Annotated in this window: 26 protein-coding genes; 15 read left to right on the top strand and 11 right to left on the bottom strand. The window is 72.6% G+C overall.

Annotated features, from left to right (window positions below; genetic code table 11):
- The first annotated feature begins 34 nt into the window (after positions 1–34).
- Both AB0H37_RS41595 and AB0H37_RS41590 read left to right on the top strand, forming a co-directional pair.
- Complete coding sequence (locus AB0H37_RS41595) at positions 35–1,093, top strand: neutral zinc metallopeptidase (protein WP_329095653.1); 1,059 nt, start codon at positions 35–37, stop codon at positions 1,091–1,093.
- A gap of 89 nt (positions 1,094–1,182) precedes the next feature.
- Positions 1,183–1,479, top strand: a complete 297-nt coding sequence (locus AB0H37_RS41590) for a YiaA/YiaB family inner membrane protein (protein ID WP_179832334.1) — start codon at positions 1,183–1,185, stop codon at positions 1,477–1,479.
- 69 nt (positions 1,480–1,548) lie between these two features.
- Here AB0H37_RS41590 and AB0H37_RS41585 read toward each other — a convergent pair whose 3' ends face one another.
- Positions 1,549–1,932: a DoxX family protein gene (locus AB0H37_RS41585; RefSeq protein WP_360618151.1), complete on the bottom strand. Its 384-nt coding sequence runs from the start codon at positions 1,930–1,932 to the stop codon at positions 1,549–1,551.
- Between the two features lie 220 nt (positions 1,933–2,152).
- Here AB0H37_RS41585 and AB0H37_RS41580 point away from each other — a divergent pair, with 220 nt between their 5' ends.
- The 3 genes from AB0H37_RS41580 (at position 2,153) to AB0H37_RS41570 (ending at position 3,594) form a co-directional block, all read left to right on the top strand.
- Entirely contained in the window at positions 2,153–2,626 is a 474-nt protein-coding gene (locus AB0H37_RS41580; RefSeq protein WP_179832336.1) for a helix-turn-helix transcriptional regulator, read from the top strand.
- A complete protein-coding gene (locus AB0H37_RS41575; protein WP_329095646.1) occupies positions 2,601–3,056 on the top strand; it encodes a hypothetical protein in 456 nt (151 codons plus the stop codon). Before AB0H37_RS41580 ends, AB0H37_RS41575 begins: the two co-directional genes overlap by 26 nt.
- Positions 3,057–3,228: 172 nt before the next feature.
- Positions 3,229–3,594 (top strand): DUF2516 family protein, encoded by a 366-nt coding sequence (locus tag AB0H37_RS41570; RefSeq protein ID WP_329095644.1) that lies wholly within the window; start codon positions 3,229–3,231, stop codon positions 3,592–3,594.
- A 76-nt stretch (positions 3,595–3,670) separates the two neighbouring features.
- Here AB0H37_RS41570 and AB0H37_RS41565 read toward each other — a convergent pair whose 3' ends face one another.
- Entirely contained in the window at positions 3,671–5,689 is a 2,019-nt protein-coding gene (locus AB0H37_RS41565) for a hypothetical protein (RefSeq protein ID WP_360618149.1), read from the bottom strand.
- Positions 5,690–5,819: 130 nt separating this feature from the next.
- Here AB0H37_RS41565 and AB0H37_RS41560 point away from each other — a divergent pair, with 130 nt between their 5' ends.
- Genes AB0H37_RS41560 through AB0H37_RS41550 form a run of 3 tightly spaced genes read left to right on the top strand, consistent with a single transcriptional unit; the run spans position 5,820 to position 7,291 of the window.
- Positions 5,820–6,161: a metalloregulator ArsR/SmtB family transcription factor gene (locus tag AB0H37_RS41560; protein ID WP_179832339.1), complete on the top strand. Its 342-nt coding sequence runs from the start codon at positions 5,820–5,822 to the stop codon at positions 6,159–6,161.
- Between the two features lie 3 nt (positions 6,162–6,164).
- Complete coding sequence (locus tag AB0H37_RS41555; RefSeq protein ID WP_329095640.1) at positions 6,165–6,671, top strand: SRPBCC family protein; 507 nt, start codon at positions 6,165–6,167, stop codon at positions 6,669–6,671.
- The gene (locus AB0H37_RS41550) at positions 6,671–7,291 is read left to right on the top strand and encodes a dihydrofolate reductase family protein (RefSeq protein ID WP_179832341.1); all 621 of its coding nucleotides are present in this window, start codon (positions 6,671–6,673) and stop codon (positions 7,289–7,291) included. The genes AB0H37_RS41555 and AB0H37_RS41550 overlap by 1 nt, the downstream gene beginning before the upstream one ends.
- An 89-nt stretch (positions 7,292–7,380) precedes the next feature.
- On the opposite strand, the gene AB0H37_RS41545 is transcribed toward AB0H37_RS41550, so the two are convergent.
- The gene (locus AB0H37_RS41545; RefSeq protein WP_329095638.1) at positions 7,381–8,007 is read right to left on the bottom strand and encodes a TetR family transcriptional regulator; all 627 of its coding nucleotides are present in this window, start codon (positions 8,005–8,007) and stop codon (positions 7,381–7,383) included.
- A gap of 72 nt (positions 8,008–8,079) precedes the next feature.
- On the opposite strand from AB0H37_RS41545, the gene AB0H37_RS41540 reads away from it, so the two are divergent.
- On the top strand, positions 8,080–10,389 hold the full coding sequence (locus tag AB0H37_RS41540) for an MMPL family transporter (protein WP_360618147.1): 2,310 nt from the start codon (positions 8,080–8,082) through the stop codon (positions 10,387–10,389).
- A gap of 27 nt (positions 10,390–10,416) precedes the next feature.
- On the opposite strand, the gene AB0H37_RS41535 is transcribed toward AB0H37_RS41540, so the two are convergent.
- The gene (locus tag AB0H37_RS41535; protein ID WP_179832343.1) at positions 10,417–10,806 is read right to left on the bottom strand and encodes a hypothetical protein; all 390 of its coding nucleotides are present in this window, start codon (positions 10,804–10,806) and stop codon (positions 10,417–10,419) included.
- Positions 10,803–11,042: a hypothetical protein gene (locus AB0H37_RS41530; RefSeq protein WP_149263024.1), complete on the bottom strand. Its 240-nt coding sequence runs from the start codon at positions 11,040–11,042 to the stop codon at positions 10,803–10,805. The genes AB0H37_RS41535 and AB0H37_RS41530 overlap by 4 nt, the downstream gene beginning before the upstream one ends.
- A gap of 162 nt (positions 11,043–11,204) precedes the next feature.
- Here AB0H37_RS41530 and AB0H37_RS41525 point away from each other — a divergent pair, with 162 nt between their 5' ends.
- Positions 11,205–12,047, top strand: coding sequence for an SMP-30/gluconolactonase/LRE family protein (locus tag AB0H37_RS41525; protein ID WP_360618144.1), 843 nt, complete (start codon positions 11,205–11,207; stop codon positions 12,045–12,047).
- Here AB0H37_RS41525 and AB0H37_RS41520 read toward each other — a convergent pair whose 3' ends face one another.
- Genes AB0H37_RS41520 through AB0H37_RS41510 form a run of 3 tightly spaced genes read right to left on the bottom strand, consistent with a single transcriptional unit; the run spans position 12,048 to position 14,330 of the window.
- Positions 12,048–12,722, bottom strand: a complete 675-nt coding sequence (locus AB0H37_RS41520) for a winged helix-turn-helix transcriptional regulator (protein ID WP_329095629.1) — start codon at positions 12,720–12,722, stop codon at positions 12,048–12,050.
- A 4-nt stretch (positions 12,723–12,726) separates the two neighbouring features.
- Entirely contained in the window at positions 12,727–13,392 is a 666-nt protein-coding gene (locus AB0H37_RS41515) for an alpha/beta fold hydrolase (RefSeq protein WP_360618142.1), read from the bottom strand.
- The gene (locus tag AB0H37_RS41510; RefSeq protein ID WP_360618141.1) at positions 13,392–14,330 is read right to left on the bottom strand and encodes an LLM class flavin-dependent oxidoreductase; all 939 of its coding nucleotides are present in this window, start codon (positions 14,328–14,330) and stop codon (positions 13,392–13,394) included. Before AB0H37_RS41510 ends, AB0H37_RS41515 begins: the two co-directional genes overlap by 1 nt.
- A gap of 146 nt (positions 14,331–14,476) precedes the next feature.
- Here AB0H37_RS41510 and bluB point away from each other — a divergent pair, with 146 nt between their 5' ends.
- Positions 14,477–15,106: a 5,6-dimethylbenzimidazole synthase gene (bluB, locus tag AB0H37_RS41505; RefSeq protein ID WP_360618140.1), complete on the top strand. Its 630-nt coding sequence runs from the start codon at positions 14,477–14,479 to the stop codon at positions 15,104–15,106.
- Here the strand turns inward: bluB and AB0H37_RS41500 are convergent.
- Entirely contained in the window at positions 15,000–16,187 is a 1,188-nt protein-coding gene (locus AB0H37_RS41500; RefSeq protein ID WP_360618139.1) for a glycosyltransferase 87 family protein, read from the bottom strand. The two genes, bluB and AB0H37_RS41500, sit on opposite strands and share 107 nt — an antisense overlap.
- Positions 16,188–16,320: 133 nt before the next feature.
- Here AB0H37_RS41500 and AB0H37_RS41495 point away from each other — a divergent pair, with 133 nt between their 5' ends.
- The 4 genes from AB0H37_RS41495 to AB0H37_RS41480 are packed head-to-tail and all read left to right on the top strand — an operon-like array spanning position 16,321 to position 19,451.
- Positions 16,321–17,451 (top strand): sensor histidine kinase, encoded by a 1,131-nt coding sequence (locus AB0H37_RS41495; RefSeq protein WP_360618137.1) that lies wholly within the window; start codon positions 16,321–16,323, stop codon positions 17,449–17,451.
- Positions 17,448–18,125: a response regulator transcription factor gene (locus AB0H37_RS41490; protein ID WP_360618136.1), complete on the top strand. Its 678-nt coding sequence runs from the start codon at positions 17,448–17,450 to the stop codon at positions 18,123–18,125. Before AB0H37_RS41495 ends, AB0H37_RS41490 begins: the two co-directional genes overlap by 4 nt.
- Positions 18,126–18,162: 37 nt before the next feature.
- Positions 18,163–18,546 carry a BlaI/MecI/CopY family transcriptional regulator gene (locus tag AB0H37_RS41485; RefSeq protein WP_179832352.1) on the top strand — a complete coding sequence of 128 codons (384 nt, stop codon included), beginning with the start codon at positions 18,163–18,165 and terminating at the stop codon, positions 18,544–18,546.
- Positions 18,543–19,451, top strand: a complete 909-nt coding sequence (locus AB0H37_RS41480) for a M56 family metallopeptidase (protein WP_179832353.1) — start codon at positions 18,543–18,545, stop codon at positions 19,449–19,451. Before AB0H37_RS41485 ends, AB0H37_RS41480 begins: the two co-directional genes overlap by 4 nt.
- 7 nt (positions 19,452–19,458) lie before the next feature.
- Here the strand turns inward: AB0H37_RS41480 and AB0H37_RS41475 are convergent, their stop codons facing one another.
- Positions 19,459–20,082, bottom strand: coding sequence for a class F sortase (locus AB0H37_RS41475; protein WP_360618135.1), 624 nt, complete (start codon positions 20,080–20,082; stop codon positions 19,459–19,461).
- 57 nt (positions 20,083–20,139) lie between these two features.
- Positions 20,140–20,498 (bottom strand): hypothetical protein (locus AB0H37_RS41470; RefSeq protein WP_360618134.1); only part of this gene is annotated, 359 nt, incomplete at its 5' end.

Raw genomic sequence — 20,498 nt, 5'->3', positions numbered from 1 at the left:
ATGCTATCGGGAATGCGTGCGATGATTCTGCGCTATGGCAGGTCATTACCCCCCGCCGCCCCCTCCGCCGCGGCCTCCGGGACCGCCCTACGGCCGTCCGCCGTACGGTGGGCCGCAGCCGCAGGGGAGACCGCCGTATGGCGGTCCGGGGTACGGCGGGCCGGGCTACGGGTCTCCTGCCTACGGGCCGCCGCAGTACCGGTACGTCCCGATGCGCCCGCCGCCGCGCCGCAGCGCGGGCGGGACGATCGCGGGCATCTTCGGCGGCCTGACGTCCCTGGTCGTCCTGGCGATCCTGGGGATCTCGCTGTTCGGCGGGAGCCAGGGCGCCGTCGGCGGCACCGGGACGTCCACCACGTCGAGCGGCCCCTCGACGCCCCGGGAGAAGGCGACCAACAGCAAGATCTACAAGACGGGCCCGCTGACGCCGGTGAGCTGCCGCCTGCCGCCGATCCAGCCGTCCGCCCAGTCCATGCGCGGGTTCATGGACACCCTGAGCGACTGCCTGGACGCGACGTGGACCAGGCAGTTCACCAAGGCCGGCATCGCGTTCGACAAGCCCGACCGGGTGTTCTGGGTCGAGCCGGGGCGCAGCCCGTGCGGCTCCTACCCGGCGCCCGGCGCGTCCGCGTTCTACTGCCCGGCCAACAACACGATGTACGTGGGGCTCCGGCACGTCGTGGAGACGTCGGGCGGCGAGCCGCTGTCCCACTACGCCGTCTACGCCCGCGTGATCGCGCACGAGTACGGGCACCACGTCCAGGACCGGGCCGGGATCCTGCTCTACGGGGACGGCCAGATGGAGTCCGGCGACACCGCCACCCGGACGGAGGCGAGCCGCCGCATCGAGCTGCAGGCGCAGTGCTTCGCCGGTGCCTTCCTCGGCAGCGAGCGCACCACCCTCCCGATGACCCGCGAGCAGTACACGGCCATGGTCAACGACGTGCTGGGCAGGGGCGACGACCGCCAGCCGCCGGAGAAGCGCGACCACGGCTCGGGCCGCCACTACGCGGGCTGGGTGGTCACCGGTTTCAACGGGCGCGACCTGACCGTCTGCAACACCTGGATCGCGTCCCCGTCCAAGGTGAGCTGACCTCCCGGCCGGGCTTTGAGTTCCTCGCACAGGGACGGCTGAGTGCCGGTACTCATGCCCCGGACGCGGGCGGGCCGCAGACTCGTTCCATGACGACCTCCAAGCCGCCCGCCCAGGCCGGTTCCGCCGCGTTCTTCGTCCAGGCGACGATCTCGTTCGCCGTCTCCAGCACCGCCGTCGCCGTCGGGGTGGCCTACCTGCCGGTCAGCGCGTGGGTCCGCGCGTTCCTGGCGCTCGGCCTGCTGTATGTGATCACGTCCACGTTCACGCTGGCCAAGTGCGTCCGCGACCGGCAGGAGACGTACGCCATCAGCACCCGGGTCGACCAGGCGCGCCTCGACAAGCTCCTCGCCGAGCACGACCCGTACGCGACCCCGTCCCTGTGATCCCGGCCCTTCCCCCACCTGGCGCCGCCGTCCGTGAAGGGCGGCGGCGCACGACGTTCCCCGGCATGGTCAGCCGGTGAAGGGCCACGGGCCGAAACGGCCCGCCGCGACGAAGACCGCGAGCGCGAGGTAGACCAGGTTCAACGCCACGAACGCCGTCTCGCCGCGCCGGCCGTGCGTGACCATCGCGCCGACCATCAGCAGGACCCAGCAGGCGGCGGTCACCGGCACCATGACGGGCGCGACGCCGACCACGGCGGGCAGGATCAGTCCGACGGCGGCGAGGAGTTCCAGGCCGCCGAGCGCCTTCACGAAGCCGTCGCCGGCGCTCTCGGTCCACTGCCCGCCGGGGGCCTCGGCCAGCTTGGCCCTGGGCACGAAGACCTTGCTGACACCGCCGGTCAGCGCCACCGCGGCCAGCAGCCCCGCCCCGATCCACAGCGCCGTGTTCATGAGCTTCCTCCTTGTTGGGGACGAGTGGTTCGTCCGCAAGACACCGGCACCGCGACCCGTGTGACAACGCGACACGTGACCTGCGCCACGGGCGCGCTCCGAGCGCCGGACCAGCGGCGATGGGACGGTTCATCCGGCATTTCCGGCATGTGAGGCGATTCACCACGAAGTGCTAGCTATGGTGCTTGCAATAGCAAGCACCATGACGGAGAGTGGAGACATGGCGAGTTCGAAGGTCGGCTCGATCGGGGAGTACATCCGGGAGCAGCGGACACGGGCGAAGATCTCGCTCCGCCAGCTGGCGGACGTGTCCGGGATCTCCAACCCGTACCTGAGCCAGATCGAACGCGGCCTGCGCAAGCCGAGCGCCGAGATCCTGCAGCAGATCGCCAAAGGGCTGCGGATCTCCGCCGAGGCGCTGTACGTGCAGGCCGGGATCCTGGAGGACCGCGAGGCCGACACCGACGTGCAGGCCGCCGTGCGGGCCGATCTCGTCCTCACGGAACGGCAGAAGCAGGTTCTGCTCGACATCTACGCGTCGTTCCTCAAGGAGAACGAAGCCAGCGGCGTCCTCGGCGCCGAGCTCGATGTGCCCGCCGAGACCGCCGTACCGCAAGAGGCCGGACCAGAACAGGCCGGACCAGAGCGCAAGGAAAGGAAGAGGTCGGATGACGCTGGCCAGCAACCTTCGTGAGAACAAGGCCGTGTACGCCGTGGCCGGCGCCGGCGACTTCGCGGTGGAGAAGATCCGTGAGGTCCCGGAGCAGGTGACCAGGTACCAGGGCGAGGTCCGCGAGACCGTCGACCGCTACCGCGTGCAGGTCCGCCAGACCGCCGCCCGCTACCGCGGCGAGGTCTCCCGGTACCAGGAGCGCGTGGACGCCAAGGACCTGCCGGGCGCCGCCGTCGCGTACGCCACGCACTTCGGCACCCGCGCCTTCGAGTTCATCGACGAGCTCGCCGAGCGCGGCAAGAAGGTCGTGCACCGCGAGGCCTCCGAGGTCGCCGAGATCGCCGCGGCCGACCAGGCCGCGCCGAAGCAGGCGTCCAAGGCCCGCACCGCGCAGCGCCGGACGGTGCAGAGCCGGGCCACCGGGCAGTCCCGCTCCACCGCGAAGAAGTAAAGGCGTCGAACGACGGAGCCCGGCCGGGAACACCCGGCCGGGCTCCGTCGTCCCTACAGGTGCCTGGTCCATCAGGCCGCCCTGGTGGACGGTGCGCATAGGGTTGCGGTAAAGGAAGACCCGCGTGCGACGAGGAGTCGCCGTCCGAGACGAGCAGGAGCGCTGATCGCCGATGTCGGGCTTCAACGTGCTGGACTACTTCTTCTGGTTGCTGCTGATCATCGCGTTCGTGATGGAGGCGTGGGCGCTGGTCGACTCGCTGACCGTACCCGTGAACGCCTACGCCGCCGCGAGCAAGCAGAGCAAGAAGCTGTGGATGATCATCCTGATCGTCGCGACGGTGGTCGGCGCCGCGTACGCGGTCGCGCCGGTGGCGCTCGGCGCCAGCCCCATCGCCCTGCTGCTCGGCATCCTCCCGGTCGCCGCGTTCATCGCCGCCGCCGTCTACCTCGCCGACGTCCGCCCGGCCGTCGGCCCGTTCAAGAAGAACAACGGCGGCCGCGGCGGCTCCCGCCAGGGCCCCTACGGCCCCTGGTGAGCGGCGGCCTCGCGGCCTGGCGCGACGCCGATCCCGAGGAGCGGGCCGCGGGCAAGCGGGTCGGTTCCCAGAGCGCTCACGGGGTGCGGTGGGCGTCGGTTCGCTCTTGGGCGTGGTGCCAGGCGTAGGTGAAGCGGTCGGGGAGCGACCGCCAGGTGAAGGGGCTGTGGGGGTCTTCCGCGTCGGCCGCGGTCTTCAGGTCGGCCTTCCACATTTCCTGGGGCGGTGGGCCCTGGGTCCAGGGGCCGGGGAGGAAGATCTTGCGTCCCTCGCGCGCCTGCTCGCTCCGGATCACCAGATTCCGGGCCACCAGGGGGTCGGCGGCCTTGCGGAGGCGGGCGGGGGTCCAGCGGTTCCACTTCCGCACGTTGCGGTCCGTCGGTTCGTCGAGGGCCAGCAACTGGAGGTAGAGGGCCGCGGAGTCCGGCGGGACGTCGAGGCGCCCGACGGCCTCCTCCACCAGGGAGGGCGCCGAAGCCGACGGATCGGCCTCGTATGCCCCTTCCGGCAGCGCGCCGGAGCGGATTCGGTGCGCCATGGCCTGGGCGCCCTTCCCGCGCAGCAGGCGCACGCGTTCGAAGGCGTGCCTGCTGTTCCGGGGCGCGTCCACCACCTCGGCCAGACGCTCGGTCCGGCCGTCGACGCCGTACAGGGCGGGGCGGAAGAACAGGTTCGCGAGCCGCTGCCGGGCGACGAGTGAGGCGACCGTGAGGCCGTCGTCGACGTAGTCGACCGTGAGTTCGCTCGGGCCGCTGTGGGGGACGGTCCCGAACCTGGAGGTGATCGCGTCCGGCCCCTGCGCCCTGACGTCGAAGAGGCAGGCGGGCAGCAGCAGGCCGGGGTTCGCCAGCCGTTGGAGCAGCAGGTCGTTGGCCGCGGGCGCGCCCTCCCGAACCGGGTCACCCACAGGAAGTTCCTCGTAGGACCACCGGAGCCCGAGCAACACGGCTTCGATCAGGTTCTGCAGTTGGAGCGTCTCGGCGGCAGGGACGCACTTCTGGCTCTTGTACCTGGGGCTGTCGGCGGACTCCAGCCAGGTGTCCAGGTCCTTGGTGAGCAGCGGGACGGCACCGGGATCGGCGAGCCATTCGCACAGTTGCGCGCCGGTGACATTCGGGGCCGCCTTCTCGGCCGCCTGAACGGTGCTCAGGGGCGCGACCCGCTTCTCGCCGAATCTCTGCCGCCACGCCTGCGAGAGACGCAGCGCGACCTCGCTGAGCCCTCCGGGCTCCCACAACCGTTCCGGGTCCTGCGGGAGGATCTCGGCGAGCAGTTCGAGCCGGTCCTCGTCGGTGTGCCCTTCCATGTCCCGGAACCAGGCGTCCTGGAGGTCGCGGAGCGTGACCTTGAGGGTCTTGCGCGCCTGCGCGGTCAGCTCGCTCCCGTTGGAGTTGGGGTGCCCGGGGAACCCGCACAGCGCCACGGCCGCGGTGGTGCGGGACGTGCCGGTCCTCTCGGCCAGGAGGTCCACGGCGCCGCGGTCCCAGGGCACCGGGCCCTTGGCGCGGACCAGCGCGACCAGCCGGGTGAGCTGATCGGCGTCACCCCACCTCAGGGGTGCTTCGGCGACGTCCACGACCGCGCCGAGGGCGGGCGGGTCGGCCTGCCCGAACGCGCGGTCGAGGAAGACCAGCTCCGGATTCTCGCGGGCGATCCGTTCCGCGTCGGCGCCCCCGATCGTCACGGCCGCCCCGTGCTCGTCCCGCGAGGCGGTGGCGGTCGCGGCCACGCGTCCCCGGCGCAGCCGGACGGCCGGATCGGCCATGGGCGAGCGCGACCACATCTCCAGCAGCGCCAGCAGGCCCTCCCGGTGGTGATCGGCGGTGGCGGGCGAGACGGCCCGCACCGCGACGGCGCCGATCCGTCCGACCAGCGGCCCCCACGGGCAGATGGCGGACGTCTGCCCGGCCGCGGCCGTCGCGGCGTCCTCCGCTCCGGCCAAGAACCGGCCGACCATGTCGATGTGGGCGAGCGTGCTCGTGGGCCGTCCGCCGAACCCGTGTCTCGTGACGAGCCGGCTCAGCATCGCCTCGACGGCGGGTTCATGCTCGGAAAGTCGCGTGCGGTCGTCCGTCCGCCCGGTCTCGTCTGCCACGGCCGCAGTTCTACACCGCGCCGGCGACATTTACTGATCTTTCGCCGCATCCGATCGCTGACACCGGCGAACGGGACCCGCTCGATCCGCTCCTGCTTGACGCATGCCGATATGGGCATATGATGAGGTCATGGCACGAGCAGCGACGACGTCGGACGTCTTCAACGCGATCGCCGAGCCGCAGCGCCGGGACATCCTGGCGCTGCTGCGGTCGGGCGAGCGGCCGGTGACCGAGTTGGCCCGGGAGCTGGGGATGACTCAGCCGGGGGCGTCCAAGCACCTGCGGGTGCTCCGGGAGGTGGGGCTGGTGCGGGACCGCAGGGAGGGCAAGCAGCGCCTCTACGGCCTGGACGCCCGCGGGCTGCGGCCGGTCCACGAGTGGACCGGCGGATTCGAGCGGTTCTGGAACGAGAGTTTCGACCGGTTGGACACCTACGTGCAGGACCTCAAGCAGACACGGCAGGAGGAATGACCTATGGCAGGGAGAAGGCAGCCAACGGGGGCGGAGCCGGCGACGGCCGACCGGGAGATCGTGGTCTCCCGGGTCATCGACGCCCCGCGGGAGCTGGTGTTCGAGGCGTTCACCGAGGTGCGGCACCTGTCGCGGTGGTGGGGGCCGGAGGGGTTCACCACCACCACGCGGTCCTTCGAGTTCCGCGTCGGCGGTGAGTGGGACTTCGTGCTGCACGGGCCGGACGGGACGGACTACCAGGAGTGGATCACCTGGACCGAGATCGCCCCGCCGGAGCGGATCGCGCTGCTGCACGGTGAGACCCGCGGCGACCCGAACGCCTTCACGTCGGTCCTGACGTTCGCGCCCGACGGCGCGGCGACCCGGATCGAGATGAACACGGTGTTCCCCACCAGGGAACTGCGCGACGAGGCGGTCGAGAAGTACCACGCGATCGAGGGCGGCCGGCAGACCCTGGGCAACCTGGCCGCCTACGTCACCGAGATCGTTCGGAAGGGGGCCGAGGACTGATGGCCGGGAAAGTGTTCTTCAGCGTGTCCATGTCGCTCGACGGCTTCATCGCACCCGAGTCCCTGGGGGAGCTGATGGGGCGGCAGTGGAGGGAACTGCAGGCGTGGATCCTCCCGCAGCGGTTCTTCCGGGAGAACCTGAACCTCGGCGAGGGCGGCGAGGAAGGGCGCGACAACGACATCGTGCGGGAGACGTTCGAGCGCACCGGCGCGAGCGTCATGGGCAAGCGCATGTTCGACGCGGGCGAGCGGATGTGGCCGGAGGAGGCGCCGTTCCACACGCCGGTCTTCGTCGTGACGCACGAGAAGCGTGACCCCTGGGAGCGGCCGGGTGGGACCACCTTCCACTTCGTCAACGACGGCATCGAGTCCGCGCTCGACCAGGCCCGCGAGGCCGCCGGCGACCGCGACGTCCGCATCGCGGGCGGCGGCGCGACGATCCTGGAGTACGTGAACGCCGGCCTGGTCGACGAGTTCTCGATCGCGCTGTCGCCCGTGCTGTTCGGCTCCGGTGTCCGCCTGTTCGAGGGCGTGGACGCGGGCCGCGTGGCCCTGGAGCCGGTCCGTGCGGAGCCCTCCCCGAGGGCGACGCACCTGACCTACGCCGTCCGGGAGCGTTAGCCGCACGGCGGACGGCGAGCTCACCGGCGGGGCGACCCTTGAGCCGGGCACCGGTCGGCGGGCGCCTCCGCCGGCCGGTGCCCGGCGGTTCAGGGGGAGGGGCGCGACAGCGCGTCCACCGAGACGAGGCCGTGCTCGACCAGGTCCACGGCGCGGTCGAGGGCGGTGCGCATGGACAGGGGGTCGTAGCCCTCGCGGCGGCAGTGCGCGACGACCGCCTGCATGCCGCCGACCGCGATGCCCGCGGCGGCCACCGCGTCGATCTCGGAGATGCCGGGGCACAGTTCGCGCAGCAGCGCCTCGATCGCGTCCTGGGCGTCGGTCATGCGCTGCAGCGCCCGGGCGCGCAGGGCGGGACGCTCCAGGATGAGGGCGACCTGGACGGGGCCGTACTCGCGGTGCTCGGCCACCACCGCCTCCAGGACGTCCACGATGCTGCGCCGGATCGTCTCCATGGGGGACTCGCCGGGGGTGCGGCGCAGCCGCTCGGCGACCTCGGCGAGCCGGTCGTCGATCTCGGCGAAGATCACGTCTTCCTTGGAGGGGAAGTAGCTGAAGAACGTGCGGGGGGAGACGTCGGCGGCGGCCGCGATGTCGGCGATCGTCGTCTCCTCGTAGCCGCGCTCGGCGAACAGGCGCAGCGCGGCCGTCGCGATGGCCTGCCGCGTGCGCATCTTCTTGCGCTCCCGCAGCCCCGGCCGGCCGGCGTCCTCCATGTGACGGACATTACCATGACTGCAAAGTTGCAACTATTGCAAAACTGCATGCAATGGGTGTTTTCTGCGGGCATGGCGCGTTTCCTGGAGGCACTCGGACGGCTCTGCGTGCGACGGCGCCGCGCGGTGTTCGAGCTCTGGGTCGCCGCGATGATCGGCGCCGGTGTGCTCGGCCTGGTGCACGGGGGCATGTTCGTCCAGCAGAGCACGCTGCCCGGCACCGAGACCCAGCGCGCCATCGACACGCTCGGGCAGGACTTCCCCGCGATGACCGGGCCGACCGCGACCGTGGTGTTCCACGAGACCCGCCAGGCCAGCCCCGCCGACTGGAGGGTCGCGCTCACCGTCGGCCAGTCGATCGAGAACATCGGCGGGCTCGACCGGGTCGCGTTCGTCGAGAACCCCTACGCGCAGGGGATGGGCGGACTGAAGGACGACGACGCCGTCGTCGTCCGGCTCAACTTCACCGGCACGATGAGCGACGTCGGCCACGCCGACCTCGACGCGCTGAACCGGGCCGTCGAGCCCGCGCGGATGGCCGGGCTGGAGGTGAAGTTCGGCGGGATCGTCGCGATGATCCTCAACCAGCCGAAGGGCGGGCCGCAGGAGGGCGTCGGGATCCTGCTGGCGATGCTCGTCCTGCTGCTGGCGTTCGGCTCGTTCCTCGCCGCGGGTATCCCGGTCGTGGTGTCGCTGTGCGGGATGGTGGTCGCGTACTCGCTGATCCACTTCCTCGCGTCGATGTTCCAGATCGCGCCGACCGCGCCGATGGTCGCCGCGATGCTCGGCATCGGCGCCGGGATCGACTACGCCCTGTTCATCGTGACGCGCTACCGGCAGCAGCTCGCCGAGGGCGACGACGTCGAGACCGCGGTCGGGCGCGCCATGGCGCACTCGGGCCACGCGGTCGTGTTCGCCGGCGGCACCGTCGTGTTCGCGATCTGCGGGCTGTTCCTGTCCGGGATCGCCTTCATCGGACGCATCGGGATCGCCGCCGCGCTGACCGTCGCGATCATGGTCGCCGCCGCGCTGACCCTGCTGCCGGCGATCCTCGGCGCCCTGGGCCCGCGCATCGACCGGTACCGCATGCCCCGGGTGCGCCCGGACCGCGGCTCCGCCCGCTGGGCGGCCTGGGGGCGGCACGTCGACCGCCACGCCTGGCCGTACGCGATCGTCGCGACGCTCGTCCTGCTGACGCTGTCCATCCCGACGCTCAGCCTGCGGTTCGGGGTGATGGCCGACAGCATGTCGTCCCCGAAGATGGAGGCGCGGCAGGCCTACGACATCGTCGCCGAAGAGTTCGGCGCGGGCCACTACAGCCCGTTCGTCGTGGTCGCGAAGGTGCCGGGCGAGGAGAAGCGCGTCAGACCGAAGCGCGTGGTCCCGACCGTCAAGGGACGCGGGGGGCTGTCCGGCCTGACGGGCCCGGCGGCGGCCGGGCCGAGTCCGTCCCCGGAGCCGGCCCGTCCCAAGGGCGCGCCGGACACGAGCAAGAAGCCCGACAAGCGCGCGGTGCTCCTCGGGCAGGAACTGCGGCAGAAGCTCTCCGAGGTGCCCGGCGTGGTGTTCGCCGGGGAGCCCGTCGTGACCGGGACGACGGCGATCGTGCAGGTCGTCCCGCGGGACGCGCCGCACGCCGCGTCGACCACCGACCTCGTCCACCGCCTGCGGAACGTGGAGCTCCGCGACGCGCGGGCCGCCCACCCGGGCACCCGGATCTACCTCGGCGGGGAGAACCCGGCGATCATCGACATCGCCGCCACGGTCGGGGACCGCATGCCGACCGTGGTCGTCGCGGTGGTGGGCGTCGCCCTCCTGCTGCTGGTCGTCGCGTTCCGGTCGGTGATCGTCCCGGTGAAGGCCGCCCTGATGAACCTGCTGTCGATCGGCGCCTCGTTCGGCGTCGTCACGGCCGTCTTCCAGTGGGGCTGGGGCGTCGAGCTGTTCGGCGTCGACCAGGCCATCCCCATCATGTCGTTCATCCCGCTGTTCATGTTCGCCCTGATCTTCGGGCTGTCCATGGACTACGAGGTCTTCCTGCTGTCGCGGATCAAGGAGGAGTACGACCGGACGGGCGATCCGCACGAGTCCGTCGTGATCGGCATCGGCGTCACCGCCCGCCTCATCACCTCGGCCGCGCTCATCATGATCTTCGTGTTCGCCAGCTTCGTCCCGCAGCCGGACCCCATGGTGAAGATGATGGCCCTGGGGCTGGCGGTCGCCGTCGCCATGGACGCCACGATCGTGCGCCTCATGCTCGTCCCGGCGCTGATGAGCCTGCTCGGCCACGCCAACTGGTGGTGGCCGGGCCGCTCCCGCCCGACCGCGCCGCCGCCCCCGGAACCCGTCCACGAACAGCTGGAGCTGGAGCTCACGACCTGACCCGCGACCGGCCGACCGCGGACCGGGTCAGGGGATCTGCTCCACGCGGACGCCCGGGACGGACGCGTAGAGGTCGGGGTCGGCGGTGACCAGCGGCCAGCGGCGCCACCGGGCGGACCAGGCGGCCTGGGCGGCGTCCATGCCGAGGTTCGGGATCGTCGTGACGAGCAGGCCGGTCTGCTGGGCGATCACGTCGTCGAGGTCGTCGACGTGCACGACCTGCATGCCGGGGAGGCGTTCCAGCAGGGCGCGGCCGTGGTCGGGGACGAGCTGCCAGGCGCGGGCCAGCGAGGTCGCGGGGATGACGATGGTGGCGTGCTGGGCGATGGACGCCCGGAGCCGGGCGCGGACGTAGACGGTCTTGCCGGTGGCGAGGTCCAGGAGTGCGGTCGCGTCGAAGACGTGACCGGTGATCACGCGACGTCCCGGCGGGACGAGGGGCCGCCCTCGACCAGCCGGTCGACCATGGCCTGCTCGTCCGGGCTCGGCGGGCCGAACAGGTCGTCGATCGTGGACGCGTCCCGCAGGTAGGCCAGCTTCAGCCGCGCGCCGTCCGCGAGGAACCCCGACACCGAGGCGATCTTCTTGTCCTCGGCGAGTCCCTGGAGCGTGGCGGCAAGCTCGTCGGGCAGCGTGATGTTGAGTCTCGCCATGGAGCACACGATACACACTCGGGGGCCTCCCAGTGTGTACTCGGGCCCTCCCGGCTCCAGCGGAACGCAGGCCCGGGACATTCGGCGGCGATGTGTCGATCTGGCCGGGGGCCGTTCGTGTAGAGGGCGGAACATCGGTGTCCGAGGAGGATGGTGAGGAAGATGGACGAGGTACGGACGCTGCTCGACGGCCGTGGACTGGTCGAGTCGCCGCGCTGGCACGGTGACCGGTTGTACTTCTCCGACTGGTCCGCGGGCGAGGTCATCGCGGTCGGATCGGACGGCGCGAGCGAGGTGGTGGCGCGGGTGGAGTCGCTCCCGCTGTGCACCGCGTGGCTGCCGGACGGCCGGATGGTGATCGTCTCGTCGGCGGACGGGCGGCTCCTGCGCCGGGAACCGGACGGATCCCTGGTCACCCACGCCGATCTCGGCCGGCCGGGCTGGAACGACGTGGTCGCCGACGGGCGCGGCAACGTCTACGTCAACCGTCCCGGCTTCGACCCGATGGCCGGGGAGGAGTTCGCGCCCGGGGCGGTCGCCCTGGTGCGGCCGGACGGTTCCGTGCGCGAGGTGGCCGGCGACATCGCGTTCCCCAACGGCATGGCGGTGACGCCCGGCGACTCCACGCTGATCGTCGCGGACTCCTACGGCAGCGGCCTGCTGGCGTTCGACATCGGCGCGGACGGAGGGCTGTCCGGCCGCCGGACCTGGGCGGACCTCGGCGACGGCGTCCCGGACGGCATCTGCGTGGACGCGGAGAACGCCGTCTGGTACGCCGACGTCCCCCACCGGCGGTGCGTGCGCGTCGCCGAGGGCGGCGAGGTGCTGCGCGTGGTCGACCTCGATCGCGGGGGCTTCGCCTGCGTCCTCGGCGGGCCGGGCGGGACCACGCTGTTCGTCACGGCCGCCGAATGGCGCGGCATGACCGAGGCCGAGCCGGTGACGCCCGGCAGCGGCCGGGTCCTCACCGTTGAGGTCGACGTCCCGGGCGCCGGACGGCCTTGATCACCCCGCCCGGCGGGGCCGCGGCGTGGGCAACCGGAACACGTCCCGCAGCCTGCGCAGGGCCTCCTCGTCGCCGGACGCGGAGGCGGCGCCCTCCTCGATCGCCCTGGCGAGGGAGTGGCCGCCGCCGGTGATGCCGAGGAACGCCTCCTCGCTGATCGTGATGGTCGCGTCGGGGCGCTGGGCGGGCCCGTGCAGCGCCTCGATCGTCCCGTCGTCGATGCGGGCGTGGAAGACCTCGTCGTCGATGCGGAACTCGTACACGGCGCGCAGCCCGGCGGCCGCCTCGGGGTCGAAGCAGGCCCGCAGCCCGAGGACCGTCCAGCCCGGATGGAACGTCTCGTCCGGCCGCCGCTCGCCCATCGCCCATGTCAGTCCCCACCGGGCCAGCTCCAGGATCGCGGGCCCGAGCTCCTCGCCGGCCTCGGTGAGGGCGTAGGCGGGGGTGCGGGCGGGCGGCGGCAGCGTGGTCCTGCGCGCCAGGCCCTCGCGCTCCAGCTGCTTGAGGCGGGCGGCGAGGAGCCCGGTGCCGAGGCCGCGCAGGCTGGCCTGCAGGTCGCCGAACCGCTTGGGCCCGGTCAGCAGCTCGCGGACCAGCAGCAGCGTCCAGCGCTCGCCCACGAGGTCGAGGGTGCGCGCCGTCGCGCAGTACTGGTTGTACGTTCGCTGTTCCACCGCATCACTCTAGGCCCGGCGCCTCCAGGATCACGCGCGCGATGCCCTCCGGATCGGCCACCATCACGTCGTGCGGCCCGTCGATCGGGACCGTCCGGTACCCGACGGACGCGCCGATCTCCCGGAAGGGGAAGACCTGCGGCTCGCAGTGGACGGCCGTGCCGGGGATCCGGTCGACGGCGCCGCTCAGCCGGGTGGTCTCGGTGAACGCCCGCAGCGGCTGCGGGACGAGCCGCGCCGCCAGCCACTCCGCCTCGTCGGTGACGCCGAACAGGTCCGGTGACGGCGGCGGGATGGAGCGCCCGTCCCCGTTCGCCTCGGCCCACTTGCGCATCGCCTCGACGAAGAAGTCGGGCGCCAGGTCGAACAGGCTGGCGCCGTCGCCTCCCGCCCACCCGTCCACCAGCACGATGTGGCCGACGTTCCCGGGCCGCGCGTCGGCGGCCTCCCGGACGACCAGGCCCGCGTAGCTGTGCCCGACCAGCACGCAGTCGTCGTGGACGGTGTCGATGGCGGCCACGACCGCCTCGGCGTGGTCGTGCAGCCCGTGGTCGCCGCCCTGCAGATCCGGGGTCAGCGTGCGAGCCCCGGCCGCGGTGAGCACCGGGACGACCCGGTCCCAGGCCCAAGGCCCGTGCCAGGCGCCGTGGACGAGGACGAACGTGGTCATCACTTCTCCTTGTCGTGCAGTAGAGGGAGCACCCGGTCGGCGAGCTCCTCCAGGGCGGCGTCGTGGTCGTCGGCCGCCAGCCGGATCACCAGGTGGCGGGCGCCGGCATCGGTGTAGCCGTCCAGCCAGGCGGCGGCCTCCTCGGGCGTCCCGGCGAACATGGCCTGGATCTTCGCGACGAACTCCAGGGGCGCGTTGTAGTAGCGCTCGATGCTCGTCCGAAGCCGCTGCCGTGCCTTCTCCGCGTCGTCGTCCACGCAGAGCGTCGCGTACAGGGCGGGAGTGACCGGACGGACGGTCGCCTTCCGGAGGGTCTCGTGCTCCTCCGCGTACGTCGCCGCGTCGAGCGGATAGGGGAGCCAGCCGTCGGCGAGGCGCGCCACGCGGCGCAGCGCGGGCCCGCCTCCCGCCAGCCAGATCGGCGGCCCTCCCGCGCGGGACGGCGGCGGCGAGAGCCGGACGTCCTCGAACGCGAAGTGCTCGCCCCGGTGGGAGACGGCCGCCCCGGTCCACAGCCGCCGGATCACCTCGACGGACTCCTCCAGCCGACCGAGGCGCCGGGCGTGGTCGACGCCGACCGCCGCGAACTGGGCCTCGGTGGCGGCGCCCGGGAATCCGCCGCCCATGCCCGCGATGAGCCGCCCGTCCGCCAGCCGGTCGAGGGTGGCGAGCTGGTGCGCCACCAGGACCGGGTTCCGCATCGCCGGCAGCAGCACCGCCGTGCCGAGCGTGATCCGCTCGGTGGCCTGCGCCACGGCCGCCATCACCAGCAGCGGATCCGCGCGCGGCCTGGTCACAGGGCTCTCGCCCGCCCAGACCGAGTCCAGCCCGAGCTCCTCCGCCCGCCGCGCCTGGGCCACCAGCCGCCCCGGGTCATGCTCGCCCGAAAGGTCCTGCTCCCGCGTCGGCAGCACGTACCCGACCCTCAACCCCGCCATCTCGCCTCCCGGTCGCCGTGAGGCCCTGATCATAACGGCGAACTTCCTGTTTTTGAAGTACAAACTTCAAATGTTGGTAGCAATGAAGGCGTCGAGGGTGAGAGGGTGCGCCGCCGGGCGTCCCGGCGTCGGCAGAATCGCTAGCCATGGACATTTACGACGCCATCCACCGCCGACGCGACGTGCGCGGCGAGTTCACCGGTGCGCCCCTGCCGCGGGACGTCCTGGACCGGATCCTGGAGGCCGCGCACGCCGCGCCGAGCGTCGGACTGTCCCAGCCGTGGGACTTCGTGCTCGTGGGAGACCCGGCGATCCGGCGGGCCTTCCACGACCACGTCCAGTCCGAACGCGCCGCCTTCGCCGCGACCCTGACCGGCGCCGCCGCCGAGCGCTTCGCCCGGATCAAGATCGACGGGATCCTGGAGTCCAGCCTGTCGATCGTGGTCACCTACGATCCCGAGCGCGGCGGCCCGGCGGTCCTGGGCCGGCACGCGATCGCCGACGCGGGGCTGTACTCGGTGTGCCTGGCCATCCAGAACCTGTGGCTCGCCGCCACCGCCGAAGGGCTCGGCGTCGGATGGGTGTCGTTCTACCGGGAGCCGCACCTGCGCGACCTGCTCGGCATCCCGGAGACGATCCGCCCGGTCGCCTGGCTCTGCCTCGGCCCCGTCACCCACCTGGAACCCGTTCCGGATCTCGAACGGCACGGCTGGCGGCGCCGCAGGGCACTGGACGCCGCCGTCCACCACGATCGCTGGAGGGAACCGGCGGGCTGATCCGGAGGCGGAACGCCATGTACGCCAGGAAGGACAGGCCCGCCAGCAGGTAGCAGTTGGCGACCGGGGTCAGGAGGACGTGGAAGCCGTACTCGCGCGGGTCGCCGCCGTGGGGCGTCCACCACAGAGGTGAGACGGCGAAGAGGACGTAGGCGGTCAGGGCGCTCTTCCGGTGGCCGTTCCGGAGGAGCACCGCCAGCGCCGGGACGATCCACACCCAGTGGTGCGCCCAGGAGATCGGGGAGACGAGCAGGCCCGTCGCGCCGGTGACCGCCGTCGCGCTCAGCCAGTCGTCCCGCCTCGCCCAGAGGGCGGCGAGGGCGAGCCCGCAGAGGCCGAGGGTCAGCGGTATGGCCGTGTACCAGCCGCCGACCTCGGCCGTTCCCCGCAACACGCGGGTCAGGGCGCCATAAGGGGATTGGTTGCTGATGTAGGAGACGCCTACGCGAGAGGTGTCGTAGAAAATGTGCGACCAGTAGAGGCGGGACGCGTCCGGGGCGATGGCGTACGCAACGAAAGTGCAGACGGCGAAAGTCGCGGTGGCGGTGACAGCGTCCTTGGTCCGCCTGCTCAGCAGGAGCAGGACGACGAAGACGGCCGGCGTCAGTTTGATCGCGGTCGCCATTCCGATGCCGATTCCGGCTGGGCGACCGCGAGCGACGCGATGCAGGTCGGCAAGGACCAGAGCGAGCAGGACGAGGTTGACCTGCCCGAGGAAGAACGACTGCCAGACCGGTTGGAGGAGCAGGCCCGCCGCCACCACGACCACGAGGGGGATCCTGCGGCCGGCCATTCTCACCGTCAGCCCGCACGCCCAGACGAAAGCCGCCAGCGAGGCCGGTTGCCACAGCATGCGGGCGAGGAGGAGCGGCACGGCGGCCAGGGGGGTGAACAGCGCGGCCATGAAAGGCGTGTTGGTGAAATAGTGCTCGGCGAGCTGTTCCTGGTAGAGGCGTGCGCCGTCCGTTACGGCGTGCCCGCCCAGCCAGTAGATGCGGAAATCCAGCGAGTCGTAGGTGGCGGAGAAGACAACGATCCCGAGGGCTTCGACGGCCAGAATGAAAGGTGCCAGGCGCTTCACATGAGCAACGGTTCCGGTAGGGGGATCCGCCGCGCATCGGGCCGCGGGACGCAAGGGCGAAAGGCGTTGTAGCCCGCGGGATTACGCCTCCGGGCCAATGTGCCGGGACGGGGGCGGCGGTTACGATCGGCGCATGTCAGCCCTGTCGTTGAGCCGCGCGGGCCGCGGCACGGGGACGGCCCTCGCCTGGGGCGGCGCCGCCGTGTACCCGGTGGTCCTGTTCCTCACGTTCTCCCAAGCGAGGTCCGGCTTCGGGCAGCTGGAGACCCCCGTCGCGGCGGGTCTCACCGTCGTCGTGGTCCTGCTGCTGCGGCGGCGGGCGCTGACCACCCACGCGATCCTGTTGTCCGCCTGGATCCTCGCCCTGCTGGCGATGCCGTCCGGGGCGGTCGCCGGTCTGCTGGTCCTCGTCACCGACGTCTCGTCCGGCTATGTCGCGGCGACCCGCCCCCGGAAGGTCGCCGTCCCCGTCGCCGTCACGACATGCCTCCTCCAGGCGGCGGCCGTCACGGCGTTCCTGCACGCCGACGAGATCCTTCTGGTGACGGTCCTGCTGGCGATGGCCGTCACGTTCATGGCGGGGAACTCGGTCAGGACGCGGCGCGCGCACGCCGAGGCGATGCGGGAGCAGGCCACCGCGCAGGCGGTGGCGGCCGAGCGGCTCCGGATCGCGCGGGAGCTGCACGACATGGTCGCCCACAGCATCGGGATCATCGCGATCCAGGCGGGCGTGGGCGGGCGGGTCATCGACTCCCAGCCCGCCGAGGCCCGCAACGCGCTGGACGCCATCGAGGCCACCAGCCGCGACGCGCTGTCCGGGCTGCGCAGGATGCTCACCGCGCTCCGCAAGGACGACCCCGGCGCGGCGCCGCTCGGACCCGCCCCCGGCCTGGACGAGCTGGGCCGCCTCGCCGAGGCCGCGGGAGACGCGGGCGTCACCGTCGAGGTCCTCGCGTCGGGCGAGCCGAGGCCGCTGCCGCCGGACGTCGACCTGTCCGCCTACCGGATCGTCCAGGAGGCGGTCACGAACGTCGTCCGGCACGCGGGCACCGACCGCTGCCGGGTGACGATCGGCTACGGCGACGGGGAGCTGGCCGTCGAGATCGAGGACGACGGGCACGGCGGCGTGGTCGGCACCGGGTACGGCCTCGTCGGGATGCGGGAGCGGGTCGCTCTGCTGCGCGGCGAGTTCGCCGCGGGCCCGCGTCCCGGCGGAGGGTTCCGGGTGGCGGCGCGGATCCCGGCGCCGGCGGCGGCCGCATGACGATCCGGGTCCTGCTGGCCGACGACCAGCCGCTGATCCGCGCCGGGCTGCGCGTCCTGATCGCCGACACCCCCGACCTGGAGATCGCGGGCGAGGCCGGGACCGGCGCCGAGGCGGTCCGCCTCGTGGAGGAGACGACCCCGGACGTGGTCGTGATGGACATCCGCATGCCCGACATGGACGGCATCGAGGCCACCCGCCGCATCCGACGTGCGGGGCCCGACACCGCCCGCGTGCTGATGCTGACCACGTTCGACGACGACGACTACGTCTACGGCTCGCTCCGGGCGGGCGCCAGCGGGTTCCTCGTCAAGGACATGGCGCTGGAGGAGATCCTCGCGGCGATCCGCGTCGTCGCCGGCGGGGACGCCCTGATCGCGCCGGGCGTCACCCGGAGGCTGATCGAGGAGTTCGCGGCGCGTCCGCAACCGGCCGCCGGGCGGCCCCGGCACGTGGAGGGCGTCACCGAGCGCGAGCGGGAGGTGCTGACCCTCGTCGGGCTCGGGCTGTCCAACCAGGAGATCGCCGGGGAGCTGGTCATCAGCGTGGCCACCGCGAAGGCGCACGTCGCGCGGCTGTTCGCCAAGCTCGGCGCCCGGGACCGGGTCCAGCTCGTCATCATCGCCTACGAGTTCGGGCTCGTCGCGCCCCCTACAGGCGGTAGTACTACCTGACGTGGTCTGTGCGGTGACCGTCGGATAATCTGGGGGCGTGAAGGGTCTGGGAGAGCTTGAACGCACGGTCATGGAGGTCCTGTGGGCGCGGGAGGAAGCCGGGCATCCGGCGGCCACCGCGCGGGACGTGAGCCGTGCCCTCGCCGACGACCGGGACCTCGCGCACACCACGGTCATGACCGTCCTCGACAGGCTCGCGAAGAAGGGCTTCCTGGAACGCGAGCGCGACGGCCGAGCGTGGCGCTACCACCCGGTGGCGAGCCGCGAGATGTACGTCACCGAGCTGATGCTCGGGGCCCTGAACGAGACCGGTGACCGCGACGCGGCGCTCGCGCACTTCGTGCGCTCGGTGTCGCGGGGCGAGATCGACGTGATCCGCCAGGCCCTCGCGGGACTCACCGGTAAGGAACCTCCGGCATGACCGGCACCGCCCTGCTCGCATTGATCTCACTGGGGACCGTCGGCGGGGCGCACCTGCTCTCCCGGGCCCGGTGGACGTGGCGCACGCCCCGGATCGGGATCGCGCTCTGGCAGGCCCTCGGGCTGTGCTGGGGCATCGCCACGATCGGCGCCCTGCTCGGGCTCGCGCTCCTGCCGTACCGCAAGGGCGTCCTCGGCGGGCTGCCCGGCCTGTACGACGACCAGGCGGCCCGGCTCAATCCGGTGCAGGTGGCGGCCCTGCTCGCCGCGATCAGCCTGACCGGCGTGCTGCTGGTCATGCTGATGTTCGCCGTCCTGCGGGTCGTGCGGGCCCGGCGCCGGCACCGGGCCCTGCTCGCGCTGGTGTCGCGCCGCGACTCCTCGGTGCCCGGCACCCTCGTCCTCGACCACCCCGGCGCCGCCGCGTACTGCGTGCCGGGGGTCCGCTCGTCCAAGGTCGTCGTCAGCGCCGGGACGATGGAGCTGCTCGACCGCGGCGAGCTGGCCGCGGTGCTCGCGCACGAGCGCGCCCACGCCCGCGAGCGCCACGACCTGGTGCTGCTGCCGTTCGCCTCGCTGCGCCAGGTGTTCCCGCAGTTCCGGCTGGTCGGACGGTGCCTGGACGCGGTGGAGCTGCTGATCGAGATGGCCGCCGACGACCGGGCCCGGCACGGCCGCCCGCCGCGCGAGCTGGCGACCGCGCTGCTGCGCTTCGCCGCCGCCCGCCCGGCCGCCGCGCCGTCCGGCACGCTCGGCGTCGCCTCGCACAGCGACATCCCGGTGATGGCGCGGGTGAACCGGCTGCTGGAGCCGGAGCCGCTGCCCCGCCGGACCCGCATCGCCGCGTCGGTCGCCGTCCCGGTCATCGCCGTCCTCCCGCTACTGCTCCTCGTCCTGCCGCACTAGTCCTGGGCTAGCGGACCGCGGTCTCGGCGGCGTAGACGATGACGTTGTCCTGGTAGCTGCGCTCGGCCCGGTCGAACGCGCCGCCGCAGGTGACCAGGCGGAGCCCGGGATGGTCGAGCGGGCCGTAGACGCGCGCGGTGGGGAACCGGCCCTTCGGGACCCGCTCCACGGACTCGACGGTGAACACGGCGACCCTGCCGTCCGCGCGGCTCACCTTGACGCGGTGCCCCGGCCTCAGCCGGCCCAGGTCGTAGAAGACCGCGGCGCCCTTCGCGGAGTCGACGTGGCCCAGGATGACCGCCGCGCCGCGCTCGCCGGGGGTGGGCCCGCCCTCGTACCAGCCGGCCTCCCCCGGCCGATCGGCCGGGGGGACCTGCACCTCGCCGCCGGCCACGAGGCCCAGGCGGGCCAGCGGCGCCCGGACCCCGATGGACGGGATGGACACCCGGACGGGCAGGGAGCGGTCCAGCACCGGCCCGTGCCCGTCGACCGCCCGGGTGGTCGCGGCCCATGCGGGCGGGCTCGGCGGACCGGCCGGGCCGCGCAGCCCGAGGACCACCAGGGCGAGGCCGGCGGCGGTCAGGATCGCCGCCAGCGCCCCCAGACCCCACCGGCCGCCCTTTCCCCTCATCGCCCATCCCGTCTTGTTGGAATCGTCGGAGTCAGCCCTCGCGAGAAAGGCTCGCCATCACGCGGCCGTGCCATTCCTGCGGCGGACGGCAATGGCGCCGGCACCGATCCCGCCCAGCAGCAGGACGCCTCCCCCGGGCAGAAGGGCGGTGTCTCCGCCGCCCGTCCCGCCGCCGACACCCGTCGCCGGCCCGCCGGTCGGGGTGGGCTGCGCCATCGGACGCGTCTTCCCGTCCACGATGTGCACCTCGCCGATCCCCCTGAACGTTCCGCACCGCACCAGCACCGTGTAGGTGCCGGGGACGGTGCCCTTCTTGACGGTCGCGAGACCGGCCCGGCCGTCGACCTCTTCCGCGCCGTTCAGCGGGACGGCCCCGCCCACGAAGGCCAGCGAGCCCGCCGTCCCGTCGACCTGGC

Source organism: Actinomadura sp. NPDC023710 (assembly GCF_040639875.1).
Classification (GTDB): Bacteria; Actinomycetota; Actinomycetes; order Streptosporangiales; family Streptosporangiaceae; genus Spirillospora; species Spirillospora citrea.
This window is presented reverse-complemented; position numbering and strand designations above follow the sequence as displayed.

What these genes read in the sequence shown, in the direction of transcription:
- AB0H37_RS41595 (WP_329095653.1), top strand. Translation starts at nt 35, where the DNA reads ATGGCAGGTCATTACCCCCCGCCGCCCCCTCCGCCGCGGCCTCCGGGA.
- AB0H37_RS41590 (WP_179832334.1), top strand. Translation starts at nt 1,183, where the DNA reads ATGACGACCTCCAAGCCGCCCGCCCAGGCCGGTTCCGCCGCGTTCTTC.
- AB0H37_RS41585 (WP_360618151.1), bottom strand. Translation starts at nt 1,932, where the DNA reads ATGAACACGGCGCTGTGGATCGGGGCGGGGCTGCTGGCCGCGGTGGCG.
- AB0H37_RS41580 (WP_179832336.1), top strand. Translation starts at nt 2,153, where the DNA reads ATGGCGAGTTCGAAGGTCGGCTCGATCGGGGAGTACATCCGGGAGCAG.
- AB0H37_RS41575 (WP_329095646.1), top strand. Translation starts at nt 2,601, where the DNA reads ATGACGCTGGCCAGCAACCTTCGTGAGAACAAGGCCGTGTACGCCGTG.
- AB0H37_RS41570 (WP_329095644.1), top strand. Translation starts at nt 3,229, where the DNA reads ATGTCGGGCTTCAACGTGCTGGACTACTTCTTCTGGTTGCTGCTGATC.
- AB0H37_RS41560 (WP_179832339.1), top strand. Translation starts at nt 5,820, where the DNA reads ATGGCACGAGCAGCGACGACGTCGGACGTCTTCAACGCGATCGCCGAG.
- AB0H37_RS41555 (WP_329095640.1), top strand. Translation starts at nt 6,165, where the DNA reads ATGGCAGGGAGAAGGCAGCCAACGGGGGCGGAGCCGGCGACGGCCGAC.
- AB0H37_RS41550 (WP_179832341.1), top strand. Translation starts at nt 6,671, where the DNA reads ATGGCCGGGAAAGTGTTCTTCAGCGTGTCCATGTCGCTCGACGGCTTC.
- AB0H37_RS41545 (WP_329095638.1), bottom strand. Translation starts at nt 8,007, where the DNA reads ATGGAGGACGCCGGCCGGCCGGGGCTGCGGGAGCGCAAGAAGATGCGC.
- AB0H37_RS41540 (WP_360618147.1), top strand. Translation starts at nt 8,080, where the DNA reads ATGGCGCGTTTCCTGGAGGCACTCGGACGGCTCTGCGTGCGACGGCGC.
- AB0H37_RS41530 (WP_149263024.1), bottom strand. Translation starts at nt 11,042, where the DNA reads ATGGCGAGACTCAACATCACGCTGCCCGACGAGCTTGCCGCCACGCTC.
- AB0H37_RS41525 (WP_360618144.1), top strand. Translation starts at nt 11,205, where the DNA reads ATGGACGAGGTACGGACGCTGCTCGACGGCCGTGGACTGGTCGAGTCG.
- AB0H37_RS41515 (WP_360618142.1), bottom strand. Translation starts at nt 13,392, where the DNA reads ATGACCACGTTCGTCCTCGTCCACGGCGCCTGGCACGGGCCTTGGGCC.
- AB0H37_RS41510 (WP_360618141.1), bottom strand. Translation starts at nt 14,330, where the DNA reads ATGGCGGGGTTGAGGGTCGGGTACGTGCTGCCGACGCGGGAGCAGGAC.
- bluB (WP_360618140.1), top strand. Translation starts at nt 14,477, where the DNA reads ATGGACATTTACGACGCCATCCACCGCCGACGCGACGTGCGCGGCGAG.
- AB0H37_RS41495 (WP_360618137.1), top strand. Translation starts at nt 16,321, where the DNA reads ATGTCAGCCCTGTCGTTGAGCCGCGCGGGCCGCGGCACGGGGACGGCC.
- AB0H37_RS41490 (WP_360618136.1), top strand. Translation starts at nt 17,448, where the DNA reads ATGACGATCCGGGTCCTGCTGGCCGACGACCAGCCGCTGATCCGCGCC.
- AB0H37_RS41480 (WP_179832353.1), top strand. Translation starts at nt 18,543, where the DNA reads ATGACCGGCACCGCCCTGCTCGCATTGATCTCACTGGGGACCGTCGGC.
- AB0H37_RS41475 (WP_360618135.1), bottom strand. Translation starts at nt 20,082, where the DNA reads ATGAGGGGAAAGGGCGGCCGGTGGGGTCTGGGGGCGCTGGCGGCGATC.